At 51.4% G+C, this 18,956-nt stretch carries 10 protein-coding genes; 2 read left to right on the forward strand and 8 right to left on the reverse strand.

Translation table 11 applies throughout. The annotated features are described in order from the left end of the window. Nucleotides 1–204: 204 nt before the first annotated feature. Nucleotides 205–1,428, forward strand: coding sequence for an IS110 family RNA-guided transposase (locus tag NX720_RS01685; RefSeq protein ID WP_262598972.1), 1,224 nt, complete (start codon nucleotides 205–207; stop codon nucleotides 1,426–1,428). 367 nt (nucleotides 1,429–1,795) lie between these two features. Then, nucleotides 1,796–3,019 (forward strand): IS110 family RNA-guided transposase, encoded by a 1,224-nt coding sequence (locus NX720_RS01690; RefSeq protein ID WP_262598972.1) that lies wholly within the window; start codon nucleotides 1,796–1,798, stop codon nucleotides 3,017–3,019. A 631-nt stretch (nucleotides 3,020–3,650) separates the two neighbouring features. Here NX720_RS01690 and NX720_RS01695 read toward each other — a convergent pair. From NX720_RS01695 to NX720_RS01730, 8 genes are all read right to left on the reverse strand, one after another. Further along, complete coding sequence (locus NX720_RS01695) at nucleotides 3,651–6,401, reverse strand: ankyrin repeat domain-containing protein (RefSeq protein ID WP_262598974.1); 2,751 nt, start codon at nucleotides 6,399–6,401, stop codon at nucleotides 3,651–3,653. Between the two features lie 255 nt (nucleotides 6,402–6,656). Continuing rightward, complete coding sequence (locus NX720_RS01700; RefSeq protein ID WP_262598975.1) at nucleotides 6,657–6,974, reverse strand: hypothetical protein; 318 nt, start codon at nucleotides 6,972–6,974, stop codon at nucleotides 6,657–6,659. A gap of 15 nt (nucleotides 6,975–6,989) precedes the next feature. Then, nucleotides 6,990–7,127, reverse strand: coding sequence for an ankyrin repeat domain-containing protein (locus NX720_RS01705; protein WP_262598977.1), 138 nt, complete (start codon nucleotides 7,125–7,127; stop codon nucleotides 6,990–6,992). A gap of 121 nt (nucleotides 7,128–7,248) precedes the next feature. Further along, complete coding sequence (locus NX720_RS01710; protein WP_262598978.1) at nucleotides 7,249–11,034, reverse strand: ankyrin repeat domain-containing protein; 3,786 nt, start codon at nucleotides 11,032–11,034, stop codon at nucleotides 7,249–7,251. A gap of 135 nt (nucleotides 11,035–11,169) precedes the next feature. Continuing rightward, a complete protein-coding gene (locus NX720_RS01715; RefSeq protein ID WP_262598980.1) occupies nucleotides 11,170–11,433 on the reverse strand; it encodes a hypothetical protein in 264 nt (87 codons plus the stop codon). 93 nt (nucleotides 11,434–11,526) lie between these two features. Beyond that, nucleotides 11,527–14,829: an ankyrin repeat domain-containing protein gene (locus tag NX720_RS01720; protein ID WP_262598981.1), complete on the reverse strand. Its 3,303-nt coding sequence runs from the start codon at nucleotides 14,827–14,829 to the stop codon at nucleotides 11,527–11,529. Nucleotides 14,830–15,075: 246 nt separating this feature from the next. Then, nucleotides 15,076–15,198 (reverse strand): hypothetical protein, encoded by a 123-nt coding sequence (locus NX720_RS01725; RefSeq protein ID WP_262598982.1) that lies wholly within the window; start codon nucleotides 15,196–15,198, stop codon nucleotides 15,076–15,078. Nucleotides 15,199–15,315: 117 nt separating this feature from the next. Then, nucleotides 15,316–18,786, reverse strand: coding sequence for an ankyrin repeat domain-containing protein (locus tag NX720_RS01730; protein ID WP_262598983.1), 3,471 nt, complete (start codon nucleotides 18,784–18,786; stop codon nucleotides 15,316–15,318). Nucleotides 18,787–18,956: the final 170 nt, after the last annotated feature.

The following is an 18,956-nucleotide window of genomic DNA, read 5'->3' on the forward strand; positions in this document are numbered from 1 at the left end:
GGCCTGATCATGGTCGACAAATTTTTCAGAGGCTTTTGACCCTGAATCCAAACTGACCTGGACGGATCGCTCGTACCCCTAATCGTTTCCCGTCTTACGACGTTGAACGGATAGTAAAAAGACCTCTGCCGATCCTCGGCTTATGGCCCACGATCAATCCATCAGACCTTGCCATCTTCCATGATCCATAGGGAGATTAGTCTGATGCAGTCAATTTTGAAATGTTGTGCTGGCCTCGATGTTCACAAGATGATGGTCATGGCGACTGTTCAGACCGAAGACGAGAACGGCGAAATCAAAGAGATCACTCAATCGTTCAAGACGTATCGACGTGAACGCAGGAAGCTTCGCGATTTCCTGGTGAAACATCAGGTTGAGCTCGTAGTCATGGAAAGCACTGGCGTTTACTGGAAATGCGTTCACGAAACTCTGATTAAAGCAGGCCTCAAGGTCTGGGTTGTCAATGCCCGTCACGTCAAGAATGTGCCCGGTCGCAAGACCGATGTCCAGGACAGTCAGTGGCTGGCAACACTGGGTCGGTGTGGTTTGCTTCGCCCCAGCTTTGTACCGCCTCCTGATATCGAGCAGCTGAGGTTGCTGTTTCGCCGTCGTCAGAAACTGGTGGGGCAGCTTGCCGGTGAAAAGACCCGTCTGCATAAAGTTCTGGACGACGCCGGTATCCGTCTCGGTGGTGTAGTGAGTGACATACATGGCAAGTCCGCACAGGAAATGATTCAGGGGCTGATTGATGGCCTGCCTCCGCAAGAGCTGGTGAAGTTTGCCCGTGGCAAGCTGAAGAGCAAAACCAAAGAGTTATTCGACAGCATGGAAGGCTCCCTGTCTTCAGCACACCTGACAGTGCTTAAGAGCATCCGGAAACATATTCAGTACCTGGATGATGAGGTTGCTGAATTGGATGCAGGAATACGCAATATTGTACAAACTCAGTACCGGGAACCCTGGCAGCTATTGCAAACCCTTCCTGGAGTCGATGAGATCGCAGCAGCAGGGTTGATTGCTGAGATCGGTGATGACATGAGTGCCTTTGGCAGCCGGGAGTCTCTGGCATCCTGGGCAGGCCTCTGTCCGGGTAACAATGAAAGCGCCGGTAAGCGTAAGAGTGGTAAAACTCGTAAGGGCAACCAGTCCTTACGACGGCTGATGTGTGAGATAAGTCAGGCAGCTGTAAAGACCAAAAGTCAGTTTAAAGGCAAGCACCAGAGCCTGACCATTCGCCGAGGATATAAGCGCAGCATCATTGCCATCGGACATAAAATGTTGCGGGTGATCTACTGCATCCTCACTAAGCTTACGCCCTACAAGGATCCAGAGATTGATTACGAAGCACTGACGGTTCGCAGGAATGCACCGCGCTGGTTACAGATGCTCCAGAAATATAATTATCTGCCGGCTTTAACCAAAGAATAAAAACTCATCCGAGGCTGCGAGTGAGAACCTTGCCTGTCGATGAGGGTGGAGTGCTTTGCGAGTTCGGAGCTCTATTTTCATAGTAAACGTTCATGGCCGGTAACTGGCCACCCCGAAGCATGAAAATGTTGAAGTCTTCATCCAGACTTGGAGTGGGCGGCAAGGCCTGATCATGGTCGACAAATTTTTCAGAGGCTTTTGACCCTGAATCCAAACTGACCTGGACGGATCGCTCGTACCCCTAATCGTTTCCCGTCTTACGACGTTGAACGGATAGTAAAAAGACCTCTGCCGATCCTCGGCTTATGGCCCACGATCAATCCATCAGACCTTGCCATCTTCCATGATCCATAGGGAGATTAGTCTGATGCAGTCAATTTTGAAATGTTGTGCTGGCCTCGATGTTCACAAGATGATGGTCATGGCGACTGTTCAGACCGAAGACGAGAACGGCGAAATCAAAGAGATCACTCAATCGTTCAAGACGTATCGACGTGAACGCAGGAAGCTTCGCGATTTCCTGGTGAAACATCAGGTTGAGCTCGTAGTCATGGAAAGCACTGGCGTTTACTGGAAATGCGTTCACGAAACTCTGATTAAAGCAGGCCTCAAGGTCTGGGTTGTCAATGCCCGTCACGTCAAGAATGTGCCCGGTCGCAAGACCGATGTCCAGGACAGTCAGTGGCTGGCAACACTGGGTCGGTGTGGTTTGCTTCGCCCCAGCTTTGTACCGCCTCCTGATATCGAGCAGCTGAGGTTGCTGTTTCGCCGTCGTCAGAAACTGGTGGGGCAGCTTGCCGGTGAAAAGACCCGTCTGCATAAAGTTCTGGACGACGCCGGTATCCGTCTCGGTGGTGTAGTGAGTGACATACATGGCAAGTCCGCACAGGAAATGATTCAGGGGCTGATTGATGGCCTGCCTCCGCAAGAGCTGGTGAAGTTTGCCCGTGGCAAGCTGAAGAGCAAAACCAAAGAGTTATTCGACAGCATGGAAGGCTCCCTGTCTTCAGCACACCTGACAGTGCTTAAGAGCATCCGGAAACATATTCAGTACCTGGATGATGAGGTTGCTGAATTGGATGCAGGAATACGCAATATTGTACAAACTCAGTACCGGGAACCCTGGCAGCTATTGCAAACCCTTCCTGGAGTCGATGAGATCGCAGCAGCAGGGTTGATTGCTGAGATCGGTGATGACATGAGTGCCTTTGGCAGCCGGGAGTCTCTGGCATCCTGGGCAGGCCTCTGTCCGGGTAACAATGAAAGCGCCGGTAAGCGTAAGAGTGGTAAAACTCGTAAGGGCAACCAGTCCTTACGACGGCTGATGTGTGAGATAAGTCAGGCAGCTGTAAAGACCAAAAGTCAGTTTAAAGGCAAGCACCAGAGCCTGACCATTCGCCGAGGATATAAGCGCAGCATCATTGCCATCGGACATAAAATGTTGCGGGTGATCTACTGCATCCTCACTAAGCTTACGCCCTACAAGGATCCAGAGATTGATTACGAAGCACTGACGGTTCGCAGGAATGCACCGCGCTGGTTACAGATGCTCCAGAAATATAATTATCTGCCGGCTTTAACCAAAGAATAAAAACTCATCCGAGGCTGCGAGTGAGAACCTTGCCTGTCGATGAGGGTGGAGTGCTTTGCGAGTTCGGAGCTCTATTTTCATAGTAAACGTAGCCACCTGATAATCAATAAAATTTGATCTGAGAATGAATGAAGCTCATCTGCTTTTTATAAACTATCTTTCCCGGAGCCTTTAATCACAAGTGACAGCAAAGGACAGCAAAAAAGAAAAGGCTTCAAATGCATAAAAAAGCAATCAGCAGTGTAGTCTGAATTTCCTATGTACGGAACAAAAAGCCTCTTCCAATATGAACGATGGAAGTTGTTGGGGAAGTACGGAGTACCGCCTTTATTCAAAAGACGCATGGTCAGCCTGATCAGATGACCATGATCGCGCTGCACATCAAACACACCTTCGAACTTCCTGGAGTTTGAGAAGGTAGGCGGGTCGATAAAAATCGAGCCATAGTCGTTTTTATCCCGTTCAAAGCGATGATTTACTTAGGGGCGCAGCATTCAATAACTTACCGGGCTTTTGGCTGTTGGCTGTTGGCTATTAGCTGCTCATACAGCCAAAAGCCAAAAGCCAAAAGCCAACAGCGGTATATTATGTTCTGCTGCTTCCCTTAGCACTGCAAGTCGTATTTAGCCAGTTATTGGTCTGACGGTTGACAATTCTCCTCGGCAGCGGTCAGAAGTTCCGCGCACCCGGTCTGGCCGCTCCAGTTAGCGGTGCGCAGCGGAGTGTCACCATTCGTCGTCAGGGCAGCCTTAACATTCGCCCCAGCCTTGATCAGAAGCTCCACGCACCCGGTACGACCTTTCAGGGCAGCGATGTGCAGAGGAGTGGCACCATCCGCCGTCCGGGCAGCATCAACATCCGCCCCGGCCTTGATCAGAAGTTCCATGCATTCGGTATGACCGCCTTGGGCAGCGATGTGCAGATGAGTGACACCATCCGTCGTCCGGGCAGCATCAACATCCGCCCCAGCCTTGATCAGAAGTTCCACGCACCTGGTATGACCGTCTTGGGCAGCGATGTGCAGAGGAGTGACACCATCCGTCGGGGCAGCATCAACAACCGCCCGAGCCTTGATCAGAAGTTCCACGCACTCAGTACGACCATTCTCGGCAGCGAAATACAGAGGAGTGACACCATCCATTGCCCGGCGAGCATCAACAGCCGCCCCAGCCTTGATCAGAACTTTCAGGCACTCGGTATGACCTTTGTGGGCAGCGAGGTGCAGAGGAGTGGCACCATCCGCCGTCAGGACAGCATCAACAACCGCCTCGGCGTTGATCAGAAGTTCCACGCACTGCTTATGACCATTCAGGACAGCAGCGTGCAACAAACTGATGCCGGAACCCGAAACAGCTGAACGAAACTGTTCATTGACAATACTACTGTCTATTTCCAGCAGACGCTGCAGTGTTTCCAAATCCCCGTTACGAGCAACATTCAGAGGCAAGGATTCACAGAATTCAGAGTCTTCATAAAGCTTGCTGCCGTTCACTCGCACCAGCGGCAAAGCTCTTTGCCGACAATAAGCACACCGTGATGCAAGAGCCTTAGCCGGAGCCTGCTCCCTAAGCCATCCGGCAATGCACTCCAGATGATATTGGTGATTACAGTTCGTCTTGACGACCGAAATATCTCCTAAGTCATTCATGCAGATGGAGCACCTGTCGCCCTGTAACTTCTCATTTCCTTCTGCAGCGGTTGAGCGCCCCCCCGCTACTGAAATACCAGCTTCTGGCTTTTCCTTTTTGCAAGGTCCGTGGCAAGGTGAGCAGTCGATAGTCTTGCTGTATGTATGTTTATCGTTGTCGGGTGGCTCTTCCCCCTCATCGCCTTTCTTCCAGCCACTCTCATTTTTATTGCCCCGGGAAACTTTGTTTCGGGGGACGTTTGAATTTGAGCCTTCTTGACTGTCTGCTGCCTCAGATGAACTGGCTTTGCTTTTTTTCTGATTCTGGCCTCCGCCTTCCTGATGGGGTACCTGCCTCTCATCGTACTGGCTTGAAAGATCAGCTGACAACATCGCCCGGAACTGACGCACCAGCGTTTCAAGACCAGAAACCAGAAACTCAGTTTGTTTTGTTGACACGCTAATGTCGTCTGTTTCCAGCTGCAACGGCTGTTCCAGCCGTCTTCTCAATGCCTGGTAAACCAAACCCGCGTCCGTAAGTCGCCACCGGTCGTAGAACAGGGCTTCTTCATGTGTCAGCTCACCGGGAACAATGAGAATGCTCTGATAGTCAGTGTTTACCTGGTGTTGAGACAGCGACTGTTTCAGGGCGTCATCATCACGCTGCCACAGCTCCCGGTCATCAGTAGCCAGCGATGCCTTCAGGAATGACAAAATCCCCGGGGAACCCTGATCGTTTTCCGTTATTCCGGTTGCGGATGTATCCAAATCAGTCAGGTATTCAAGGTCAGCGGCAATCAGCATGATCCTGTTATCAAGAATCCGGGCCAGGTCACCATGACCCTGGGCTATGGCCTGTTGCATTTTTTTTCGGAGGATTTTTAACAGCTGTCGTTTATTTTCCAGATTCTTCCTGATCAGTTCTTCCGCTGAATCCTGCTCCGGGTACTCCTTGTCGCCATAGATAATGATCAGTGGCTCAGGCTCGGCATCGAAGGTGTAATGAGTGCTGTCATTATCGTCATCGTCACCATCACCGCCACTCCCGGAAGCCACCAGACTACCAGTGACGATACCTGCAATGTCCTTCAGAGCTTCGGTATCCAAAAGTGCGAGATAGCTTTGCGTCTGGATGTTGAGCAGTTTTTCGTACAAAGCAACCAGGCTGGCACTCCGGAGAATGTTGTCCCGGGTAATAACTACCCGCATAGAGGCATCACTCACAGAAACAACAGCGGCAGGATAAGACGGTCTTTTAACAAGTCGCTGCCAGTTAGCAATCGCCTGATCCAGCTTTCCCTCAAGCCTGTTTCTTTTTCTGTCGTTTGCCTCTCTGGAAAAAGCACCGTCAGAAAGCAATCTGTTTTTTAACAGTGTTTTTAAAAAGGATGTCCGGGACGGTGATTCCGCCTGTAACGGGTTTTTGTGGCTTAATACGTTTCCGGGTCTGCCCGAAAAAACAACACCGGCGCTTCCGGCAGTTGAAAAAACGGTTGACAGGAAATAGAAAAGCAAACTGTCAGAGAAAGGAGAAAAAACTGCCCTGCTATCGTCAACAGGCTTAAAACATACCTGACCTCTGTCGGCTAAAAACGAATCAGCTAAAAACGCCTTTCCTGGAAAACCTGCCGTTAAATCACTGACTGGTTTACAGATAACACCGTCGGTGGCAGCAAAAAGCGCTGAACTGGCAAACAGGAAGATAGTAACAAGTCGTAAAAAGTCAGCACTCAGAGATGTCAAGTAATTATGCACAAGACGGCACTCAGCTAGTTCTCGTCCAAAAACGTAGCCACCTGATAATCGATAAAATTTGATCTGAGAATGAATGAAGCTCATCTGCTTTTTATAAACTATCTTTCCCGGAGCCTTTAATCACAAGTGACAGCAAAGGACAGCAAAAAAGAAAAGACCTCAAATGCGTAAAAAAAGCAATCAGCAGTGTAGTCTGAATTTCCTATGTAAGGGGCGCAGCATTCAATAACTTACCGGGCTGTTGGCTTTTGGCTATTAGCTGCTCATACAGCCAACCGCCAAAAGCCAACAGCCAACAGCCAACAGCCAACAGCCAACAGCCAACAGCGGTATATTATGTTCTGCTGCTTCCCTAAGTCTTCTCCAATATGAACGACGGAAGTTGTTGGAGAAGTACAGAGTACCGCCTTTATTCAAACGACGCATGGCCAGCCTGATCAGATGACCATGATCGCGCTGCACATCAAACACGCCTTCGAACTTCCTGGAGTTTAAGAAGGTGGGCGGGTCGATAAAAATTGGGTCATTGTCGTTTTTATCCCGTTCAAAGCGGTGATTTATGTAGCACTGCAAGTCGTATTTAGCCAGTTATTGGTCTGGCAGTTGACAATTCTCCTCGGCAGCGGTCAGAAGTTCCGCGCACCCGGTCTGGCCGTTCCGGTTAGCGATGTGCAGCGGAGTGTCACCGTTCGTCGTCAGGGAAGCCTTAGGGAAGCAGCAGAACATAATATACCGCTTTTGGCTTTTGGCTTTTGGCTTTTGGCTGTTGGCTGTTGGCTGTTGGCTATTGGCGGTTGGCGGTTGGCTGTACGAGCAGCTAATAGCCAAAAGCCAACAGCCCGGTAAGTTATTGAATGCTGCACCCCTTAACATTCACCCTGGCCTTGATCAGAAGCTCCACGCACCCGGTACGACCTTTCAGGGTAGCGAGGTGCAAAGGAGTGGCACCATCCGCCGTCCGGGTAGCATCAACAGCCGCCCTGGCCTTGATCAGAAGCTCCACGCACCCGGTATGACCGCCTTGGGCAGCGATGTGCAGAGGAGTGCTACCATCTGTCGTCAGGGCAGCATCAACACCCGCCCCGGCCTTGATCAGAAGTTCCACGCACCCGGTATGACCGTTCTCGGCAGCTAAGTACAGAGGAGTGCTACCATCTGCCGTCAGGGCAGCATCAACACCCGCCCCGGCCTTGATCAGAAGTTCCACGCACCCGGTATGACCGTTCTCGGCAGCGTAGGAAAGAGGGGTGGCACCATCCGTCGTCAGGGCAGCATCAACAGCCGCCCCGGCCTTGATCAGAAGCTCCACGCACTCGGTATGACCGCCTTGGGCAGCGAGGTGCAGAGGAGTGTCACCAAACGTCGTCCGGGCAGCATCAACAGCCGCCCCGGCCTTGATCAGAAGTTCCACGCACTCGGTATGACCTTTGTCGGCAGCGATGTGCAGAGAAGTGGCACCATCCGTCGTCCAGGCAGCATCAACAGCCGCCCTAGCCTTGATCAGAAGTTCCACGCACTCGATATGACCGCCATGGGCAGCGAGGTGCAAAGGAGTGGCACCACTTGTCATCCGGGCAGCATCAACAGCCGCCCCGGCCTTGATCAGAAGCTCCACGCACTCGATATGACCGCCTTCGGCAGCGAGATGCAGAGGAGTGGTACCATCCGTCGTCAGGGTAGCATCAACAGCCGCCCCAGCCTTGATCAGAACTTTCACGCACTCGGTATGACCGCCTTGGGCAGCGATGTGCAGAGGAGTGGCGCCATTCGTCGTCTGGGCAGCATCAACATCCGCCCCAGCCTTGATCAGAAGTTCCACACACTCGGTATGATTGTTCTCGGCAGCGAAGTGCAAGGGAATGCGACCATCCGCCGTCAGGGTAGCCTTAACATCCGCCCTGGCCTTAATCAGAAGCTCCACGCACCCGTTATGACCTTTGTAGGCAGAGAGATGCAAAGGAGTGTCACCAAAAGTCGTACGGGCAGCATCAACAGCCGCCCCGGCCTTGATCAGAAGTTCCATGCACCCGGTATAACCGTACTTGGCAGCGGAGTACAGAGGAGTGGTACCATCCGTCGTCCGGACAGCATCAACAGCCGCCCCGGCCTTAATCAGAAGCTCCACGCCCCCGGTATGACCGCATTGGGCAGCGATGTGCAGAGGAGTGGCACCATTCGTCGTCAGGGCAGCATCAACAGCCGCCCCAGCCTTGATCAGAACTTTCAGGCACTCGGTATGACCGCCTTGGGCAGCGAGGTGCAGAGGAGTGGCACCATTCGTCGTCAGGGCAGCATCAACAGCCGCCCCAGCCTTGATCAGAACTTTCAGGCACTCGGTATGACCGCCTTGGGCAGCGAGGTGCAGAGGAGTGGCACCATTCGTCGTCAGGGCAGCATCAACAGCCGCCCCAGCCTTGATCAGAACTTTCAGGCACTCGGTATAACCTTTGTCGGCAGCGATGTGCAGGAGGGTGAGACCATCTGCCCTCAGGGCAGCATCAACAACTGCCCCGGCATCAATCAGGGGTTGCAAGCACTTCGTATGACCATTCAGGACAGCAGCGTGCAACAAACTGATGTCGGAATTCGAAACAGCTAAACGAAATTTTTTATTGGCAATACTACTGTTCTTATTCAGCAGACTCTGCAGCGTTTCCAAATCCCCCGCACGACAAGCTTGCAGAGGCAGGGATTCACAAAATTCAGAGTCTTCATCGAGCTTGCCACCGTTCACTCGCACTAGCGGCAAGGCTTTTTGTCGACAATAAGCACACGAACGTGATGCAAGAGCCGTAGCCGGAGCCTGCTCCCTAAGCCATCCGGCAATGCACTCCAGATGATATTGGTGATTACAGTTCGTCTTGACGACCGAAATAGTGCCTAAGTCATCCTTGCAGATGGAGCACTTGTCACCCTGTAACTTCTCATTTCCTTCTGCAGCGGTTGAGCGCCCCCCCGCTACTGAAATACCAGCTTCTGGCTTTTCCTTTTTGCAAGGTCCGTGGCAAGGTGAGCAGTCGATAGTCTTGCTGTATGTATGTTTATCGTTGTCGGGTGGCTCTTCCCCCTCATCGCCTTTCTTCCAGCCACTCTCATTTTTATTGCCCCGGGAAACTTTGTTTCGGGGGACGTTTGAATTTGAGCCTTCTTGACTGACTGCTGCCTCAGATGAACTGGCCTTGCGTTTTTTCTGATTCTGGCCTCCGCCTTCCTGGTGGGGTACCTGCCTCTCATCGTACTGGCTTGAAAGATCAGCTGACAACATCGCCCGGAACTGACGCACCAGTGTTTCAAGACCAGAAACCAGAAACTCAGTTTGTTTTGTTGACACGCTAATGTCGTCTGTTTCCAGCTGCAACTGCTGTTCCAGCCGTCTTCTCAATGCCTGGTAAACCAAACCCGCGTCCGTAAGTCGCCACCAGTCGTAGAACAGGGCTTCTTCATGTGTCAGCTCACCGGGAACAATGAGAATGCTCTGATAGTCAGTGTTTACGTGGTGTTGAGACAGCGACTGTTTCAGGGCGTCATCATCACGCTGCCACAGCTCCCGGTCATCAGTAGCCAGCGATGCCCTCAGGAATGACAAAATCCCCGGGGAACCCTGATCGTTTTCCGTTATTCCGGTTGCGGATGTATCCAAATCAGTCAGGTATTCAAGGTCAGCGGCAATCAGCATGATCCTGTTATCAAGAATCCGGGCCAGGTCACCATGACCCCGGGCTATGGCCTGTTGCATTTTTTTTCGGAGGATTTTTAACAGTTGTCGTTTATTTTCCAGATTCTTCCTGATCAGTTCTTCCGCTGAATCCTGCTCCGGGTACTCCTTGTCGCCATAGACAATGATCAGTGGCTCAGGCTCGGCATCGAAGGTGTAATGAGTGCTGTCATTATCGTCATCGTCATCGTCACCATCACCGCCACTCCCGGAAGCCACCAGACTACCTGTGACGATACCTGCAATGTCCTTCAGAGCTTCGATATCCAAAAGTGCGAGGTAGCTTTGCGTCTGGATGTTGAGCAGTTTTTCGTACAAAGCAACCAGGCTGGCACTCCGGAGAATGTTGTCCCGGGTAATAACTACCCGCATAGAGGCATCACTGATAGAAACAACAGCGGCAGGATAAGGCGGTCTTTTAACAAGTCGCTGCCAGTTAGCAATCGCCTGATCCAGCTCTCCCTCAAGCCTGTTTCTTTTTCTGTCGTTTGCCTCTCTGGAAAAAGCATCGTCAGGAAGCAATCTGTTTTTTAACGGTGTTTTTAAAAAGGATGTCCGGGACGGTGATTCCGCCTGTAACGGGTTTTTGTGGCTTAATACGTTCCCGGGTCTGCCCGAAAAAACAACACCGGCGCTTCCGGCAGTTGAAAAAACGGTTGACAGGAAATAGAAAAGCAAACTGTCAGAGAAAAGAGAAAAAACTGCTCTGCTATCGTCAACAGGTTTAAAACATACCTGATCGCTGTCGGCTAAAAACGAATCAGCTAAAAACGCCTTTCCTGGAAAGCCTGCCGTTAAATCACTGACTGGTTTACAGATAACACCGTCGGTGGCAGCAAAAAGCGCTGAACTGGCAAACAGGAAGATAATAAAAAGTCGTAAAAAGTCAGCACTCAGAGATGTCAAGTAATTATGCACCTTTAAGCTCCTGCCTACAGTTCGGAGTTATTGAAATTATGCACAAGACAACACTCAGCTAGTTCTCGTCCCAAAACGTAGCCACCTGATAATCAATAAAATTTGATCTGAAAATGAATGAAGCTCATCTGCTTTTTATAAACTATCTTTCCCGGAGCCTTTAATCACAAGTGACAGCAAAGGACAGCAAAGGACAGCAAAGGACAGCAAAAAAGAAAAGGCTTCAAATGCATAAAAAAAGCAATCAGCAGTGTAGTCTGAATTTCCTATGTACGGAACAAAAAGCCTCTTCCAATATGAACGATGGAAGTTGTTGGGGAAGTACGGAGTACCGCCTTTATTCAAAAGACGCATGGTCAGCCTGATCAGATGACCATGATCGCGCTGCACATCAAACACACCTTCGAACTTCCTGGAGTTTAAGAAGGTGGGCGGGGCGATAAAAATCAGGTCATAGTCGTTTTTATCCCGTTCAATCCACTTCAGGCGGTCTTACCGTTCAAAGCGATGATTTACGTAGCACTGCAAGTCGTATTTAGCCAATTCTTGGTCTGACTGTTGACTACTCTCCTCGGCAGCGGTCAGAAGTTCCGCGCACCCGGTCTGGCCGTTCAGGTTAGCGATGCACAGAGGAGTCACACCATTCGTCGTCAGGGCAGCCTTAACATCCGCCTTGGCATTAATCAGAAGCTTCACGCACCCGGTACGACCTTTCAGGGCAGCGAGGTGCAGAGGAGTGGCACCATCCGCCGTCCGGGCAGCATCAACATCCGCCCCGGCCTTGATCAGAAGTTCCATGCATTCGGTATGACCGCCTTGGGCAGCGATGTGCAGATGAGTGGTACCATCCGTCGTCCGGGCAGCATCAACATCCGCCCCAGCCTTGATCAGAAGTTCCACGCACCTGGTATGACCGTCTTGGGCAGCGATGTGCAGAGGAGTGACACCATCCGTCGGGGCAGCATCAACAACCGCCCCAGCCTTGATCAGAAGTTCCACGCACTCAGTACGACCATTCTCGGCAGCGAAATACAGAGGAGTGACACCATCCATTGCCCGGCCAGCATCAACAGCCGCCCCAGCCTTGATCAGAACTTTCAGGCACTCGGTATGACCTTTGTGGGCAGCGAGGTGCAGAGGAGTGGCACCATCCGTCGTCAGGGTAGCCTTAACATCCGCCCCGGCCTTGATCAGAACTTTCAGGCACTCGGTATAACCTTGGGCAGCGAGGTGCAGAGGAGTGGCACCATCCGTCGTCAGGGTAGCCTTAACATCCGCCCCGGCCTTGATCAGAACTTTCAGGCACTCGGTATAACCTTGGGTAGCGAGGTGCAGAGGAGTGGCACCATCCGTCGTCCGGGCAGCATCAACATCCGCCCCAGCCTTGATCAGAAGTTCCACGCACCTGGTATGACCGTCTTGGGCAGCGATGTGCAGAGGAGTGACACCATCCGTCGGGGCAGCATCAACAACCGCCCGAGCCTTGATCAGAAGTTCCACGCACTCAGTATGACCATTCTCGGCAGCGAAATACAGAGGAGTGACACCATCCATTGCCCGGCCAGCATCAACAGCCGCCCCAGCCTTGATCAGAACTTTCAGGCACTCGGTATGACCTTTGTGGGCAGCGAGGTGCAGAGGAGTGGCACCATCCGTCGTCAGGACAGCATCAACAACCGCCTCGGCGTTGATCAGAAGTTCCACGCACTGCTTATGACCATTCAGGACAGCAGCGTGCAACAAACTGATGCCGGAACCCGAAACAGCTGAACGAAACTGTTTATTGGCAATACTACTGTTCTTATTCAGCAGACTCTGCAGCGTTTCCAAATCCCCGGCACGACAAGCTTGCAGAGGCAGGGATTCACAAAATTCAGAGTCTTCATCGAGCTTGCCGCCGCCCACTCGCACGAGCGGCAAAGCTTTTTGCCGACAATAAGCACACCGTGATGCAAGAGCCTTAGCCGGACCCTGCTCCCTAAGCCATCCGGCAATGCACTCCAGATGATATTGGTGATTACAGTTCGTCTTGACGACCGAAATACCTCCTAAGTCATTCATGCAGATGGAGCACCTGTCGCCCTGTAACTTCTCATTTCCTTCTGCAGCGGTTGAGCGCCCCCCCGCTACTGAAATGCCAGCTTCTGGCTTTTCCTTTTTGCAAGGTCCGTGGCAAGGTGAGCAGTCGATAGTCTTGCTGTATGTATGTTTATCGTTGTCGGGTGGCTCTTCCCCCTCATCGCCTTTCTTCCAGCCACTCTCATTTTTATTGCCCCGGGAAACTTTGTTTCGGGGGACGTTTGAATTTGAGCCTTCTTGACTGTCTGCTGCCTCAGATGAACTGGCTTTGCTTTTTTTCTGATTCTGGCCTCCGCCTTCCTGATGGGGTACCTGCCTCTCATCGTACTGGCTTGAAAGATCAGCTGACAACATCGCCCGGAACTGACGCGCCAGCGTTTCAAGACCAGAAGCCAGAAACTCAGTTTGTTTTGTTGACACGCTAATGTCGTCTGTTTCCAGCTGCAACTGCTGTTCCAGCCGTCTTCTCAATGCCTGGTAAACCAAACCCGCGTCCGTAAGTCGCCACCGGTCGTAGAACAGGGCTTCTTCATGTGTCAGCTCACCGGGAACAATGAGAATGCTCTGATAGTCAGTGTTTACCTGGTGTTGAGACAGCGCCTGTTTCAGGGCGTCATCATCACGCTGCCACAGCTCCCGGTCATCAGTAGCCAGCGATGCCTTCAGGAATGACAAAATCCCCGGGGAACCCTGATCGTTTTCCGTTATTCCGGTTGCGGATGTATCCAAATCAGTCAGGTATTCAAGGTCAGCGGCAATCAGCATGATCCTGTTATCAAGAATCCGGGCCAGGTCACCATGACCCCGGGCTATGGCCTGTTGCATTTTTTTTCGGAGGATTTTTAACAGTTGTCGTTTATTTTCCAGATTCTTCCTGATCAGTTCTTCCGCTGAATCCTGCTCCGGGTACTCCTTGTCGCCATAGATAATGATCAGTGGCTCAGGCTCGGCATCGAAGGTGTAATGAGTGCTGTCATTATCGTCATCGTCACCATCACCGCCACTCCCGGAAGCCACCAGACTACCAGTGACGATACCTGCAATGTCCTTCAGAGCTTCGGTATCCAAAAGTGCGAGGTAGCTTTGCGTCTGGATGTTGAGCAGTTTTTCGTACAAAGAAACCAGGCTGACACTCCGGAGAATGTTGTCCCGGGTAATAACTACCCGCATAGAGGCATCACTGATAGAAACAACAGCGGCAGGATAAGGCGGTCTTTTAACAAGTCGCTGCCAGTTAGCAATCGCCTGATCCAGCTCTCCCTCAAGCCTGTTTCTTTTTCTGTCGTTTGCCTCTCTGGAAAAAGCACCGTCAGGAAGCAATCTGTTTTTTAACAGTGTTTTTAAAAAGGATGTCCGGGACGGTGATTCCGCCTGTAACGGGTTTTTGTGGCTTAATACGTTTCCGGGTCTGCCCGAAAAAACAACACCGGCGCTTCCGGCAGTTGAAAAAACGGTTGACAGGAAATAGAAAAGCAAACTGTCAGAGAAAGGAGAAAAAACTGCCCTGCTATCGTCAACAGGCTTAAAACATACCTGACCTCTGTCGGCTAAAAATGAATCAGCTAAAAACGCCTTTCCTGGAAAACCTGCCGTTAAATCACTGACTGGTTTACAGATAACACCGTCGGTGGCAGCAAAAAGCGCTGAACTGGCAAACAGGAAGATAATAAAAAGTCGTAAAAAGTCAGCACTCAGAGATGTCAAGTAATTATGCACCTTTAAGCTCCTGCCTACAGCTCAGAGTTATTGAAATTATGCACAAGACGGCACTCAGCTAGTTCCCGCCCAAAAACGTAGCCACCTGATAATCGATAAAATTTGATCTGAGAATGAATGAAGCTCATCTGCTTTTTATAAACTATTTTTCCCGGAGCCTTTAATCACAAGTGACAGCAAAGGACAGCAAAAAAGAAAAGACCTCAAATGCGTAAAAAAAGCAATAAGCAGTGTAGTCTGAATTTCCTATGTAAGTCTTCTCCAATATGAACGACGGAAGTTGTTGGAGAAGTACAGAGTACCGCCTTCATTCAAACGACGCATGGCCAGCCTGATCAGATGACCATGATCGCGCTGCGCATCAAACACGCCTTCGAACTTCCTGGAGTTTGAGAAGGTGGGCGGGTCGATAAAAATCGAGCCATAGTCGTTTTTATCCCGTTCAAAGCGATGATTTACTTAGCACTGCAAGTCGTATTTAGCCAGTTATTGGTCTGACGGTTGACAATTCTCCTCGGCAGCGGTCAGAAGTTCCGCGCACCCGGTCTGGCCGCTCCAGTTAGCGGTGCGCAGCGGAGTGTCACCATTCGTCGTCAGGGCAGCCTTAACATTCGCCCCAGCCTTGATCAGAAGCTCCACGCACCCGGTACGACCTTTCAGGGCAGCGATGTGCAGAGGAGTGATACCATCCGTCGTCCGGGCAGCATCAACAGCCGCCCCGGCCTTGATCAGAAGCTCCACGCACCCGGTACGACCTTTCAGGGCAGCGATGTGCAGAGGAGTGATACCAAACGTCGTCCGGGCAGCATCAACAGCCGCCCCGGCCTTGATCAGAAGTTCCATGCACTCGGTATGACCGCCTTGGGCAGCGAAGTGCAGAGGAGTGGCACCATCCGTCGTCAGGGTAGCCTTAACATCTGCCCCGGCCTTGATCAGAAGTTTCATGCACTCGGTATGACCGACTTGGGCAGCGATGTGCAGAGGAGTGACACCATCCGTCGTCCGGGCAGCATCAACAGCCGCCCCAGCCTTGATCAGAAGTTTCATGCACTCGATATGTCCGCCTTGGACAGCGAGGGGCAGAGAAGTGACACCATTCGTCGTCCGGGCAGCATCAACACCCGCCCCGGCCTTGATCAGAAGTTTCATGCACTCGATATGTCCGCCTTGGGCAGCGAGGTGCAGAGGAGTGTCACCATTCGTCGTCAGGGCAGCCTTAACATCCGCCCCGGCCTTGATCAGAACTTTCAGGCACTCGGTATAACCTTTGTAGGCAGCGATGTGCAGAGGAGTGGCACCATTTGTCGTCAGGGCAGCATCAATAGCCGCCTTGGCCTTGATCAGAAGCTCCACGCACTCGGTATGACCGACTTGGGCAGCGATGTGCAGAGGAGTGTCACCATCCGTCGTCCGGGCAGCATCAACAGCCGCCCCAGCCTTGATCAGAAGTTCCATGCACTCGATATGTCCGCCTTGGGCAGCGAGGTGCAGAGAAGTGACACCATCCGTCGTCCGGGCAGCATCAACATCCGCCCCGGCCTTGATCAGAAGCTCCACGCACCCGGTATGACCGCCTTGGGCAGCGATGTGCAGAAGAGTGTTACCATTCGTCGTCCGGGCAGCCTTAACATCCGCCCCGGCCTTGATCAGAAGTTCCATGCCCCTGGTATGACCGCCTTGGGCAGCGCAGTGCAGGGGAGTGACACCATCCGTCGTCAGGGTAGCCTTAATATCCGCCCCGGCCTTGATCAGAACTTTCAGGCACTCGGTATAACCTTTGTAGGCAGCGATGTGCAGAAGGGGGAGACCATCTGCCCTCAGGGCAGCACCAACAACTGCCCCGGCATCAATCAAGGTTTGCAAGCACTCCGTATGACCATTCAGGACAGCAGCGTGCAACAAACTGATCCCGGAACCCGAAACAGCTGAACGAAATTTTTTATTGGCAATACTACTGTTCTTATTCAGCAGACTCTGCAGCGTTTCCAAATCCCCCGCACGACAAGCTTGCAGAGGCAGGGATTCACAAAATTCAGAGTCTTCATCGAGCTTGCCACCGTTCACTCGCACTAGCGGCAAGGCTTTTTGTCGACAATAAGCACACGAACGTGATGCAAGAGCCGTAGCCGGAGCCTGCTCCCTAAGCCATCCGGCAATGCACTCCAGATGATATTGGTGATTACAGTTCGTCTTGACGACCGAAATAGTGCCTAAGTCATCCTTGCAGATGGAGCACTTGTCACCCTGTAACTTCTCATTTCCTTCTGCAGCGGTTGAGCGCCCCCCCGCTACTGAAATACCAGCTTCTGGCTTCTCTTTTTTGCAAGGTCCGTGGCAAGGTGAGCAGTCGATGGTCTTACTGTATGTATGTTTATCGTTGTCGGGTGGCTCTTCCCCCTCATCGCCTTTCTTCCAGCCACTCTCATTTTTATTGCCCCGGGGAACTTTGTTTCGGGGGACGTTTGAATTTGAGCCTTCTTGACTGCCTGCTGCCTCAGATGAACTGGCCTTGCGTTTTTTCTGATTCTGGCCTCCGCCTTCCTGATGGGGTACCTGCCTCTCATCGTACTGGCTTGAAAGATCAGCTGACAACATAGCCCGGAACTGACGCACCAGTGTTTCAAGACCAGAAACCAGAAACTCAGTTTGTTTTGTTGACACGTTAATGTCGTCTGTTTCCAGCTGCAACTGTTGTTCCAGCCGTCTTCTCAATGCCTGGTAAACCAAACCCGCGTCCGTAAGTCGCCACCGGTCGTAGAACAGGGCTTCTTCATGCGTCAGCTCACCGGGAACAATGAGAATGCTCTGATAGTCAGTGTTTACGTGGTGTTGAGACAGCGCCTGTTTCAGGGCGTCATCATCACGCTGCCACAGCTCCCGGTCATCAGTAGCCAGCGATGCCTTCAGGAATGACAAAATCCCCGGGGAACCCTGATCGTTTTCCGTTATTCCGGTTGCGGATGTATCCAAATCAGTCAGGTATTCAAGGTCAGCGGCAATCAGCATAATCCTGTTATCAAGAATCCGGGCCAGGTCACCATGACCCAGGGCTATGGCCTGTTGCATTTTTTTTCGGAGGATTTTTAACAGTTGTCGTTTATTTTCCAGATTCTTCCTGATCAGTTCTTCCGCTGAATCCTGCTCCGGGTACTCCTTGTCGCCATAGGCAATGATCAGTGGCTCAGGCTCGGCATCGAAGGTGTAATGAGTGCTGTCATTATCGTTATCGTCACCATCACCGCCACTCCCGGAAGCCAACAGACTACCTGTGACGATACCTGCAATGTCCTTCAGAGCTTCGGTATCCAAAAGTGCGAGGTAGCTTTGTGTCTGGATGTTGAGCAGTTTTTCGTACAAAGCAACCAGGCTGGCGCTCTGGAGAATGTTGTCCCGGGTAATAACTACCCGCATAGAGGCATCACTCACAGAAACAACAGCGGCAGGATAAGACGGTCTTTTAACAAGTCGCTGCCAGTTAGCAATCGCCTGATCCAGCTCTCCCTCAAGCCTGTTTCTTTTTCTGTCGTTTGCCTCTCTGGAAAAAGCACCGTCAGGAAGCAATCTGTTTTTTAACAGTGTTTTTAAAAAGGATGTCCGGGACGGTGATTCCGCCTGTAACGGGTTTTTGTGGCTTAATACGTTTCCGGGTCTGCCCGAAAAAACAACACCGGCGCTTCCGGCAGTTGAAAAAACGGTTGACAGGAAATAGAAAAGCAAACTGTCAGAGAAAGGAGAAAAAACTGCTCTGCTATCGTCAACAGGTTTAAAACATACCTGACCGCTGTCGGCTAAAAACAAATCAGCTAAAAACGCCTTTCCTGGAAAACCTGCCGTTAAATCACTGACTGGTTTACAGATAACACCGTCGGTGGCAGCAAAAAGCGCTGAACTGACAAACAGGAAGGTAATAAAAAGTCGTAAAAAGTCAGCACTCAGAGATGTCAAGTAATTATGCACCTTTAAGCTCCTGCCTACAGCTCGGAGTTATTGAAATTATGCACAAGACGGCTCTCAGCTAGTTCTCGTCCAAAAACGTAGCCACCTGATAATCGATAAAATTTGATCTGAGAATGAATGAAGCTCATCTGCTTTTTATAAACTATCTTTCCCGGAGCCTTTAATCACAA

Source organism: Endozoicomonas euniceicola, from assembly GCF_025562755.1.
GTDB classification, from domain to species: domain Bacteria; phylum Pseudomonadota; class Gammaproteobacteria; order Pseudomonadales; family Endozoicomonadaceae; genus Endozoicomonas_A; species Endozoicomonas_A euniceicola.